The sequence below is a fragment of the Dactylosporangium sp. NPDC000244 genome, from assembly GCF_040300725.1.
Classification (GTDB): Bacteria; Actinomycetota; Actinomycetes; order Mycobacteriales; family Micromonosporaceae; genus Dactylosporangium.
This window is the reverse complement of sequence record NZ_JBEPEH010000011.1, coordinates 55654-67845: the sequence shown is the minus strand read 5'-3', so window position 1 is coordinate 67845 and position 12192 is coordinate 55654. Positions and strand designations below refer to the sequence as shown.

Genomic DNA, 12192 nt, shown 5'->3' with positions numbered 1-12192 from the left:
GGCAAGCGCTTTCCCGCTACGGTGATCACCGTAGTACGCCCCGCCCGCCCCGTCGACAAGGACCTCCGAGCATGACGACTCCGATGGACGGCACCCCCGCCTACCTCACGGACTTCGGCCGTTGCGTGGGTGCCCTGCCCCCGCGCGCCGCGGTCCGCACCGACGCGCCGACCCTCGACCTGACCGGCGCCTGGCGCTTCCTGCTCTCCCCGGACCCCACCCGGGCACCGGACGGCTTCTGGGCGCCGGACTTCGACGACGGGCACTGGGCGCAGCTGCCGGTGCCGTCGAGCTGGCCGATGCACGGCCACGGCGCCCCCGCCTACACCAACATTCGCTACCCGTTCCCCGTCGACCCGCCGTACCCGCCGGCGGAAAACCCGATCGGGGACCACCGCGTCGCCTTCCAGGTGCCGGCGCAGTGGGCAGGCCAGCGGGCGGTGCTGCGCTTTGACGGCGTCGACTCGTGCGGCCGGGTCTGGCTCAACGGCGTCGAGCTCGGCGTCACCCAGGGCAGCCGGCTGCCGGTGGAGTTCGACGCGACCACGGCGCTGCGCCCGGGCGAACGCAACGTGCTCGCGGTGCGCGTGCACCAGTGGTCGGCCGGCAGCTACCTGGAGGACCAGGACATGTGGTGGCTGCCGGGGATCTTCCGGCCGGTGACCCTCCGGCTGCGCCCGGCCGGCGGCATCGACGACGTGTTCGTGCGCGCCGACTTCGACGACCGAACCGGCACCGGGACGCTGCGGGTGCAGGCCCCGCCCGGTGCCCGGCTCACAGCGCCCGAGCTCGGCCTCCGCGACGCGCCGGCGGACCGCCCGCACGCGATCCCGGGCGTGCGACCGTGGAGCGCGGAGAGCCCCGCCCTCTACGAGCTCGCGGTCAGCACGGCGACGGAGACCGCCCGGCTGCGGGTCGGCTTCCGCACCGTGGCCATCGTCGACGGCATCCTCACCGTCAACGGCCGGCGCATCCAGCTGCGCGGCGTCAACCGGCACGAGTTCCACCCGGATCTGGGCCGGGTCGTGCCGGCCGAGGTGGTGCGCGCCGAACTGGAGCTGATGAAACGCCACCACGTCAACGCGATCCGCACCAGCCACTACCCGCCGCACCCACTGGTGCTCGAGCTCGCCGACGAGCTGGGATTCTGGCTGATCGACGAGTGCGACCTGGAGACCCACGGCTTCTCGGAGGTCGGCTGGCGCGGCAACCCGACGGACGACCCGCGCTGGCACGACGCCTGCCTGGACCGGATGCGGCGCATGGTGGAGCGCGACAAGAACCACCCGTGCGTCATCCTGTGGTCGCTGGGCAACGAGGCCGGCACCGGGGTCAACCTCGCCGCGATGGCCGACTGGGCACGCTCCCGTGACCCGGGCCGCCCGATCCACTACGAGGGCGACGGCGACTGTCGCTACGTCGATGTGTACAGCCGGATGTACGCCTCGCCGGAGGAGGTCGAGGCGATCGGGCGCGGCGAGGACCCCGACCAGGCCCGGCGGGCGCTGCCGTTCATCCTGTGCGAGTACGCGCACGCGATGGGCAACGGGCCGGGACGGCTGACCGAGTATGAGCGGCTGTTCGACACGTACCCGCGCTGCCAGGGCGGCTTCGTCTGGGAGTGGATCGATCACGGCATCCGGCGGCGCACGGCCGACGGCCGGGAGTACTTCGCCTACGGCGGCGACTTCGGCGAGCCGCTGCACGACGGCAACTTCGTCATCGACGGGCTGGTCTTCCCCGACCGCACGCCGTCACCGGCGCTGGACGAGCTCGCCGCGGTCTACGCGCCGGTGCGCCTGGAGTTGACCGGCGACGGCCTGCTGCGCGTGAGCAACCGGTACGCGCTGCGCGACCTGGCCGGGGTGCGCTTCACCTGGCAGTGCGCGGCCGAGGGCGAGCCGGTCGCGCACGGCGTCCTGGCGGTGCCCGAGCTCGCGGCCGGGACGGCGACGAGCGTGCCGTTGCCGCCGCTGTCCGAAGTGCCGGCGGCGGAGACCTGGTTGACCGTCACTGCGACCACGATGGCGGACCGGCCGGGGCTGCCGGCCGGCAGTGTCCTGGGCCGGGCCCAGACCCAGCTGCGGCCGGCGCCGCCGGTGCCCCGGCCGGCCGGCGAGCGGGTGCGCCGCGAAACGGACAGGCTGCTACGTCTGGGTCCGGCGGTGTTCGAGCCGCGGTACGGCCGGCTGGTCCGGATCGGCGAGCTGGAGGTGGCCGGCCCACGGCTGGACGTGTGGCGGGCGCCGATCGACAATGACCGGCTCGGTCCCGATCCGCTGGAGCGCCGCTGGCGGGCACTCGGGCTGGACCGGATGACCCATCGGCTGCGGGAACTGGCCATCGACGGCGACGAGCTGGTCACCGTGACCCGGGTCGCGCCGGCCGGCTCCGACGTGGCCCTGCTGGTCACCTGCCGCTGGTCCGCCGACTCCGACACGGTGGGACTGACCGCCTCGGTCGTCCCGCAGGGCGAGTGGAGCGTGCCGCTGCCGCGGGCCGGGATGCGCCTGGCGGTGCCGGGCCGGCTGGGCGAGGTCGAGTGGTTCGGCGGCGGTCCCGGCGAGGCGTACGCCGACTCCCGCGCCGCCGTCCGCGTCGACCGGTTCACCGCGACCGTCGACGAGCTGCAGACGCCCTACGTGTACCCGCAGGAGAACGGCAACCGGACCGCGGTGCGCTGGGCCCGGCTGAGCGCGCCGGACGGCTCCGGCCTGCGGATCATCGGTCATCCGACGGTGGAGTTCAGCGCGCGGCGGTGGAGCAGCGAGCAGCTGGACCGGGCCCGGCACACCACTGACCTGGTGCCGGGCGAGCGGATCGTCGTCAACCTGGACGTTGCCCAGCAGGGCCTGGGCAGCGCGGCCTGCGGCCCCGGCCCGGGACCTGGCGACGTGCTGGAGGCCGGACCACTCGCGCTGTCCTTCTCGTTGCGGCTGGAACAGTAGCGTTGCTTCTGGTGGAATTTCGTCGGAGCATGGTGTGCGGTTTTGTTCGCAAGACGCGGAGGTGGCCCCCGGCTTTGTAGATTTGCTGTCGAGCTTTGACCGGCACCAAGCCGTTGGCCAGGGAATCTCGGCCTGATCCACCGGACGCGAGGCGCCGTCGGTTCTGGTTGGAGCTCGTTGAGTTTCGTCGAGCGCGATGCCACCGGCCGCCACGGACTTTTGTCCGCGCCAGCCGGTCGGATTGGTGGCGCGGGATAACGTCGGTACCGTGAGATCCTCGTCCGCGCAGGCCTCAGGAGCCACGAGTCCGATGACCACACCGCCCATGACCGGCACGGCGGGCCCCTACCGCCCAACCATGGCCGACGTCGCCCGGCTGGCCGGGGTCAGTCTCAAGACCGTGTCGCGGGTGGTCAACCAGGTGCCGACGGTCGACCCTGCGCTGGCCGAGCGGGTGCTGGCCGCGGTCTCGGAGCTGGGGTTCCGGCGCAACGACATGGCGCGCAGCCTCCGCTCGCGCAGCACGTCGGGCACCATCGGGCTGGTCATCGACGAGGACCTGGCCAACCCCTTCTACTCCAGCCTGGCCGCCGGGGCCGCGCAAGGCGCGCTCGATCACGACGCCATGCTCATCACGGCCAGCTCGGCGGAGGACAGCGAGCGCGAACGCGGCCTGGTGCTGGAGATGTGTGAGCGGCGGGTCGCCGGGCTGCTCGTGGTGCCGGCCGGGGGCGACCAGAACCACCTGCGCGCCGAGATGGCGGTGGGCACGCCCGTGGTCTTCCTCGACCGCCCGCCCACCAGCGTGCGGGCCGACACCGTGCTCATCGACAACGAACAGGGCGCGCGCAGCGCCATCGAATACCTGGTGGCGCTGGGCCACGAACGCATCGGGGTGCTCGCGGACCGGCTGACGATCTACACGATGCGCGAGCGGCTGACGGCGGCCGAGGCCGCGATGGAGCGTGCGGGGCTGCCGTACCGGCCAGACCTGATCCGGGACGGGCTGCACTCGGTCCCGGACACGCAGGTGGCGGTGGAGCGGATGCTGGAGTCGCCGGAGCCGCCCACCGCCCTGTTCACGCTCACCAACCGGCTCACCCTCGCCGCGCTCAGCGTGCTGGGCCGGCAGCGCAGCGACGTGGCGATCGTGGGCTTCGACGACTTCGAGGCCGCCGAGCTGGTGCCGCACCCGCTGACGGTCGTCTCCACCGACGCCCGCGAGATGGGCCGCGTCGCCGCGGAGCTGCTGTTCCAGCGAATCGCGGGGGACCGCTCACGGCCCCAGACGATCGTCATCCCGACCACGCTGGTGGAGCGCAGCAAGGGCTGACCGGCGCTCGGCCGGGTCACGCCGCCCTGGCAACCGTGTGAGACAACGTTCGACCGCACTGCCGCCCCGCTCCGGCGGGGCCGGCCGTCGCACCGGTCCGCGATCTCCCCCACTGCACCGTGCCGACCGGGGGGCGGACGAGTGCCCGCAGACGCACCGCCACCAAGGGAAACCATCCCATCCCGGCAGCATCGCCCTCGGCGGGAGCCGGTCCGCCGGGCCGTGCCCGGCCACCTCGAAGTCGCCCTGGTTTCGGAGTTGCTCCGGGCCGATGTCTGGACAACGTTGTCTCGTGCGGGTTACGGTTCCCCCGCGCCAAGCCCCCGCTAGGGCCGGAAGGGCAACTTTGATGGACGTAACGGACAACTCGCACCTCTGGACTGATGGAAATGTCCTTTATGCGGGCAACATTGCGGTAACCACGTTGACGGACGGCGTGCGGTTGCAGGCCGATCCACAGGCCGACGCCACCGTGGTTCGGATCTTCAGCACCAATGCTGGGACAACGTTGGTACGACTCGACGTCCCACTCGGCGACGGAGTCGGCTACTGGCACCCCGCGGCCGGCTGGGAGCGCCCGCTGCCGGCGGACTGGGAGGGCGACTGGCGGCGGGTCGGGCTCATGGACTCGGCCGTCGCGGGCTGCCTGTACGACGGCGCCGGCCGGTCGCTGCTCGCCTTCGCCGGCGACCGAAGCGACGCGACGACCCTGATCCGGTTCGGCGTCTCGGAGGACACGGCCCGCTTCGGCGTATGGCTTGCCATGCCGATGCGGGCCGGCGAGGAGTGCCGGTTACGCATCGAAGCGCCGGGGCGCTCCGCCGACGACGCCCTGCGCGCCCTGGCCCGGTGGATGCCAGGCACCGGCGACGCCCTGCGCACCCCCGAGGCCGGCCGCACCCCGGCGTACTCGACCTGGTACTCGATGCACCGCGACGTCAGCGCCGCCGCCGTGGAGGCGGAGGCCGCCATCGCGGCCGAACTCGGATGCGGGCTGCTGCTGCTCGACGACGGCTGGCAGGCACACGCCGGCAGCCGCAAGTACTCCGGCTGCGGCGACTGGACGCCCGATCCGGCGAAGTTCCCGGACTTCGCAGCGCACGTACGCCGGGTACGGCAGATGGGGCTTTCCTACGTCGCCTGGATCGCGCCGCTGCTGCTCGGCGAGCGCAGCCTCGCCTACGGCGCGCTCGAAGGCCTCGCCCCGCACCGGGTGCCGCGCCTGGCGTGCCAGGTGCTGGACCCCCGGCAGGACAAGGTGCGCGCCTTCGTCGTCGAGCGCTGTGCCGAGCTCGTGAAGCGCTACGGGCTCGACGGGCTGAAGCTCGACTTCCTGGAGACGGCCATGGTCTACGGCACCGGCACCGGCGACGATGACCGTGCCGCCGACGTGAGCGAGGCGATGCGCACCCTGCTCGACGAGCTGTACACCCGGCTGCGCGCGCTGCGCGGCGAGGACCTGCTCATCGAGCTGCGCCAGCCCTACGCCGGGCCGGGCATGCGCCGCTTCGGCAACCTGCTGCGGGCCAGCGACTGCCCGGCGGACGCGACCGCCAACCGGGTGCGCACGCTGGACATCGCCCGGCTCGCCCCAGGCGCGACGGTGCACTGCGACATGCTCATGTGGGACCCCCGCGCCGGTGTCGAGGCGGCCGCCCGGCAGCTGCACTCCGCCCTCTACGCGGTCCCGCAGGTCTCGGTGCGGCTCGCGGAGCTGTCCGCCGAGCACCGCGCGATGACGGCGTGGTGGCTGGGGCTCTGGCGGCGGTACCGCGACGTGCTGATCGACGGCGAACGCCGCGCCGGCCGGCCGGACGAACGCGACGCCACCGTCACCGCGTGGAACGGCGACCGGGCCGTCATCACGGTATTCGGCGAGCACCGGGTGGTGCCGCTCGAACCAGGACGGTTCACCGACGTCGCTCTGATCAACTCGACCACCGCCGACCACCTCGTGCTCGACCTCGCCGACATCGCCCGGGTCCGCCTGGCGGTCACCGACGCCTGCGGCCGACCGGCCGGCATCCACATCCGGGAGCTCGGCCCCGGTCTGCACCGCCTGCCGGTGCCGCCGGCCGGCCTGTGCCGGCTCTCCCCCGCCTGACCCCCGCATCGCAACTGCGCACCGACGGTCCTCGCGACACACCCTCGGAGGTTTGTGCATGTCCGACACCCCTGACCCCAGCACCACAAGCCCGGGCACCGACGCCCGGGGCATCACCCGGCGCCGGGCCCTGGCCTACGGTGCCGCCGGCACGGCCGGCGCTGCGCTGGCCGGCGTCATGAGCACGGGCCCGGCGGCGCAGGCGGCCACCGCGCCGTCGATCGACCTGCGCTTCGACGACCCGACCGCGCTGTTCCCCATCGACGGCTCCGGCCGGGCCACCCCCCAGCTGCTCGTCACGGTCACCGCCCAGGACGCGCTGAGCGGCACGGTGGCCTGGGCGGTCAAGGCCCGCAGCACGCAGACCGTCCGCACCGCAACCGCTGGCTTCACCGCAGGCGCGGGCACGCCGCAGACCATCACCATCCCGCTCGGCGCACTGGATCCCGACTACTACCGGGTCTCGGTCACCGTCACCGACGCGGGAGGTGCGCAGCTGCTGGCGACGACACTGGGGCTGGGCGTGCTGCGCCCGACCGTGTCCGGGGTGCGCCCAGGCTCGGCGTTCGGCCTGGGCATCCGCTCGGAGGGCAACCCGGCCGTCACCAAGCGGATCGCGCAGCTGATGGGCGTCAAGTGGACCCGGGGCCTCGCCTCGGTGCAGCCGGACACGGTCAGCCCGGCACCGAACACGTTCTGGGGCCAGGCCGACATCGACAAGGCCCGGGCCGAGGTGGCCGAGTGGCTGAGCTACGGCATCTCCCCGATGGGCGGCATCAACTACAACATGTCCTGGAACGTGCAGCCCGACGCGAACGGCCGGCCACTGCCCACGTACCGCAACCGGCCCAAGGACATGGTGGCGCACGCGGACATGGTGTACCACGCCATCGCCCCGCTGCAGGACCTGGTGCAGAACTGGGAGCTGTGGAACGAGCCGTGGGTGCACGGCCGGTACTGGTCCACGGGCGACTCGCAGGACTACCGCAACATGAGCAAGCTGATCTGGGACCGGGTCAAGCCCGACTTCCCCGACGTCAACCTGGTCGGCGGCGGCTCGGTCAGCTACAACCGCGACGCGGTGTACGCCAAGGGCTCCACCGACACCGGGTACATCGACGGCTCGGTGAACCACGCCTACGGATACCCCGACGCCACCCAGTACGCGATGGCCAAGACGCAGGTCGAGATGGACAGGCGCTGGTCGCGTTCGGGCGGGCGGGGCGGGCAGTGGCAGACCGAGTGCGGCACATCGGTGGTCAACTCATTCCCCAGCCTGCCCGTCGAGCAGGCCATCTACGGCGTGGCCCGCACCCTGGCCCCGACCTACCTGCTGCACATGCTCGCCGGGGCCGAGGCGGACTCGCCGATCCGGATCTTCTGGTTCTCGCTGTGCTACGACAAGCCCTACTCGGGCCAGGAGTTCAACATCTACGACAGCAGCACGAAGACGCCGCTGCCGGCGGTGGTCGCCTACACCACGATGACCAGCATCCTGGAGGACGCGACCCTGCAGACCGAGCTGTACCCCGACGCCAAGTCCACCTGGGGCTTCCTGTTCCGCACCGAGGACGGCAAGGGCCGGGCGGCGATCTACGCCGACCAGATCTACAAGGGCAGCGACGAGTCGTCCGCCGCCGGGTACCACGGCACCCTGAAACTGCGCGACGCCCACGGCGTGCGGGTCTACGACTACCTCGGCCGGCAGCTGGCCGACGGGTCGGCGAACCTGGTGAAGCTGCCGCTGAACCCGTGGGAGGTGCTCTACTTCGACACCGACCGCAGCGCCGAGGAACTGCGCGAGGTGCTGACCAGCAGGGCCTCCTTCGAGTACGACACGCCACTGCTGGTCACCCCGCTGGCGCTGGTCAAGCCGCTGAGCGCGGGCAGCGAGCTGCAGGTGCGGGTGGAGAACGTGTCGCCCGGTGCGCTCAAGGCGATCCTGCGGGTCGCCGCGCCGCCGGGATGGACGCTGGAGCGCACCAACGTCGCGCTGCACGAGCTGGCGCCCGGCGAGCAGCGCGTGGTCAGCCTGCCGATCACCGGCTACCAGGTGAGCCCGGACAACGAGTACCGCGTGGACTGGACGATCAAGCTGCCCGGGCGCAACGACGTCACGCCGAGCGGGTCGCAGACCGTGCGGGTCGCCTATCTGCCCTGCCGGTCGATGACCGTGGGCGGCGGCGCGGACCAGTGGAGCGACGTCATCCCGGTGACGCTCACCAGCGTCAGCGCGACCGGCGACACCAAGAAGTACGCGATGCGCGGCGCCTGGGACGACGACTACCTGTACTTCCGCGCCGAGATCCAGGACGTCATCGCGTCCTTCAACGTGGCGTTCGCGGCCAATCCGTACCTCTTCCCGTTCCAGGCCGACAGCATCCAGCTCGGCTTCGACACCGGCAACAAGCCGGACGACCTGCTGGCCGGCGACCGGCACTACGAGAAGTGCCTGGTCTCGCTCTCCCACCTCTACGTGGCCACGCTGGCCAGCGCCACCCCCGACCACGCCAGCCAGAACGCCTTCGCCCAGCTGCACCGCCAGTGCGCGCCCGGCAGCAACTACCAGACCTACTACCCCACCAACGCCGCCCTGCCGACCCCGCTGGGCCCCATGGACGCCACGGCCACCGGCGGGCGCGAGGGCCGGATCCTCATCACCCGCGACGCCGTCGCCAAGGTGACCGTCTACGAGGTGGCCATCGCCTGGAACCAACTGCCCGAGCTCAAGGCGACGCTGCCCGGCGCGGCGGGCGGCCACGCCACGATGGCGTTCGCGTTCGCCGTCGCCGACGCGGGAACCGGCGGGCACGGCATGACCTACTCCACCGCGCAGTTCGGGGCGCCCCAGTCGTCCGGCTACAACTTCGCGGCGTTCTGGGGCACCGGCGCGCAGTTCAGCGGCGGCCGCGTCGACACGCGCTGGGGCCTCGGCCGCTGAACCGGCGCTGCACAACCGCCCGGCCGCGGGGTGAGCGACCCGCGGCCGGGCCCCCATCGTCAGCCCTAGCCCGACCAGAACCCGAACAGAGAAGGAAACCCAGCCGTGACCAGCGTCGACGGTACCCCCTCCGCGCCCCCGTGGGCGGACTCGCCGGCCATCCGCATCACCGGCGTGAGGGCGGTGCTGACCGCCCCCGCCGGCACCACGCTCGTGGTGGTCCGCGTGGACACCAGCGAACCGGGCCTGTACGGCCTGGGCTGCGCGACGTTCACCCAGCGCGCGGCGGCGGTGGCCACCGCGGTCAACGAGTACCTGGCGCCTCAGCTGATCGGCCGGGACCCGGCCGACATCACCGACATCGCCGGCACGCTGCACGTCAGCGGCTACTGGCGCTCCGGCCCCGTACTCAACAACGCACTGTCCGGAGTGGACATGGCGCTGTGGGACATCAAGGGCAAGCAGGCCGGGCTGCCGGTGTGGCAGCTGCTCGGCGGGCGATGCCGCACCGCCGTGCCGCTGTACGGCCACGCCTCCGGCCGGGACGCGCACGAGGTCGCCGATGAGGTCAGGCAGATGATGGCCGAGGGCTACCGGTACGTGCGGTGCCAGGTCGCCGTGCCGGGAGCCGGCACGTACGGGGCGCCCAGTGCCGCGGCGCCGGCCGGCAGCCGCCCGCCGCTGACCGCCAACGCCTGGGATCCGCCGGCGTACCGGCGCACCGTCGTCTCGCTCCTGGCGCATCTGCGCGCCGAGCTGGGCGAGGAGATCGAACTCATCCACGACGTGCACGAGCGGGTCCATCCGACCGACGCCGTCGGGCTGGCCAAGGACCTCGAACCGTTCCGCCTGTTCTACCTCGAGGACCCGGTGGCCCCGGAGGACATCGACTGGCTGCGCCGGCTGCGCGGCCAGTGCACCACGCCGATCGCCATCGGCGAGCTGTTCACCAACCCCGCCGAGTACCGCCCGCTGCTCGCCGACGGGCTGTGCGACTTCATCCGCGTGCACGTCTCGGCGATCGGCGGCATCACGCCGGCCTGGCGGCTGGCCAACGCCTGCGAGGTGTACGGGATCCGCACCGCCTGGCACGGGCCGGGCGACGTCTCCCCCATCGGGCACGCGGCGAACCTCGCCCTGGACCTCGCGAGTCCCAACTTCGGCATCCAGGAGCAGCACCTGTTCGCGCCGCAGCTGCGGGAGGTGTTCCCCGGCTGCCCCGAGATCCGCGACGGCCACCTGTGGCCGAGCGACCGGCCCGGCCTCGGCATCGACTTCGACGAGGACCTGGCGATGCGATTCCCGCCTCAGCGCCTCGGCCACGCCTGGGCGCCGCCCCGCCGGGCCGACGGTGCCCTGCAACGCCCGTAACCCGTACCGACACCCCGATCCCAGAAGGAGCAACACCGTGGACACCCCAACCAGCCCGCGGCCCGCTGCGGCGCGCCGGCGCACCCCAGCGGTGCCGCTGGTCGCCGCCGTCGCGGCCGGCGCCTGCCTCGTCACCGGCCTGACCGCCTGCGGCGGCGGCTCGGACTCCGGCTCCGCCGAGAAGGTCACCCTGACCATCGGCCAGTGGACCAACCCGGGGGCGATCGAGTTCACCAAACAGCTCAACGCCGCATTTGAGAAGGCGCACCCCGGAGTGACGGTCAAGCTGCAGCAGGCGCCGACGGCCAACGGGGCGTGGCAGCAGCTGACCAGCAGCATGCTGCAGTCCAAGTCGGTGGACGTGCTCGCCCAGTTCGCGCCCACCCAGCAGGGCTTCGCGCCGTCCTACACCAACCTGAAGCCGGGCGGAGCGGCGGCGCTGGTCGCCGCGGGCCAGCTGGTCGACCTCAAGGACCAGCCGTTCATGAAGAACTACGACCCGACCATGCAGCAGGCCGCCGTCGGGTACAACGGCGGGATCTACGGCGTGATGGCGGCGGAGTACGTTTCCGCCGGCTCCGTCTGGTACAAGAAGGACCTGCTCGCCAAGTACAACATGCAGGTACCGAAGACGTATCAGGAGTTCCTCGACGACTGCGCGGCGCTGAAGGCCAAGGGGATCACCCCGATCTTCGCCGCGGGCAAGGACGGCATGCACGCCGGCGTCTGGCACGGCATCATGAACCAGACGCTGATGGCGGGCCGCCCCGGCGCGGACTCGGTGAAGGTGTCCACCGACCGGGCCACCGCGTTCTGGCAGAAGACCCAGTCCTGGGCCGACCCGGTCTACAAAGACATCTCCGAGCAATATCAGAAGGCGATGGTGTACCTCGAGCCCGCCGCGGCGGGCGTCGCGCAGCAGACCGCTCCGGGCGCGTGGGCCAGCAAGCCGGACGACTTCCCGTTCCTGCTGGACGGCTCGTGGGACGGCGCGACAATCCAGCAGGCCGGCCCGAAGCTGAACCTGGGCTTCTTCATGCTGCCCGGCACCAACGACCCCGCCGCCAACCGGGTGGTCATCAAGCCGGACCTGACCTGGGTGGTGCCGACCAGCGCGCCGCACAAGGATCTCGCGATGCAGTGGCTGGAGTTCTTCTCCCAGCCGGACAACTACAAGAAGTGGCTGGAGGCGACCGGCTCGATCTCCACCCAGCCGGCGGTGCAGAACACCGGACTGCCCTGGATGGACTGGCTGAACTCGCACATGAGCGACTCGTTCGTGGCGCTGACCGTCCCGTGGGCGCCCGCCGGTGCCTCCACGGACGCGGCCGGCCCCGACCTGTACAAGATGGCGCCGATCGGCAACGACAGCGTGGACACCATCCTCACCCGCTCCGCCGGCGCCTACCAGAAGGCCCTCGGCTAGTCCGCACCTCACGGTAGAAGGGAGGGCGGCGTGTCACGCTGCTTGTTCGGCACCCCACGGACCCGACGG

General features: G+C 72.1%; 6 protein-coding genes. All 6 read left to right on the top strand.

The genetic code is table 11. The annotated features are described in order from the left end of the window. Positions 1 to 71 precede the first annotated feature (71 nt). Positions 72 to 2948, top strand: coding sequence for a glycoside hydrolase family 2 TIM barrel-domain containing protein (locus ABT369_RS17165; RefSeq protein WP_350612925.1), 2877 nt, complete (start codon positions 72 to 74; stop codon positions 2946 to 2948). Positions 2949 to 3258: 310 nt separating this feature from the next. Beyond that, positions 3259 to 4281 (top strand): LacI family DNA-binding transcriptional regulator, encoded by a 1023-nt coding sequence (locus ABT369_RS17160; RefSeq protein WP_350612923.1) that lies wholly within the window; start codon positions 3259 to 3261, stop codon positions 4279 to 4281. Between the two features lie 508 nt (positions 4282 to 4789). After that, positions 4790 to 6385, top strand: a complete 1596-nt coding sequence (locus tag ABT369_RS17155; protein WP_350612921.1) for an alpha-galactosidase — start codon at positions 4790 to 4792, stop codon at positions 6383 to 6385. Between the two features lie 58 nt (positions 6386 to 6443). Further along, complete coding sequence (locus ABT369_RS17150; protein ID WP_350612919.1) at positions 6444 to 9326, top strand: DOMON domain-containing protein; 2883 nt, start codon at positions 6444 to 6446, stop codon at positions 9324 to 9326. 105 nt (positions 9327 to 9431) lie between these two features. Then, a complete protein-coding gene (locus ABT369_RS17145; RefSeq protein ID WP_350612917.1) occupies positions 9432 to 10697 on the top strand; it encodes an enolase C-terminal domain-like protein in 1266 nt (421 codons plus the stop codon). Positions 10698 to 10734: 37 nt separating this feature from the next. Then, complete coding sequence (locus tag ABT369_RS17140; RefSeq protein WP_350612915.1) at positions 10735 to 12123, top strand: ABC transporter substrate-binding protein; 1389 nt, start codon at positions 10735 to 10737, stop codon at positions 12121 to 12123. Positions 12124 to 12192 lie beyond the last annotated feature (69 nt).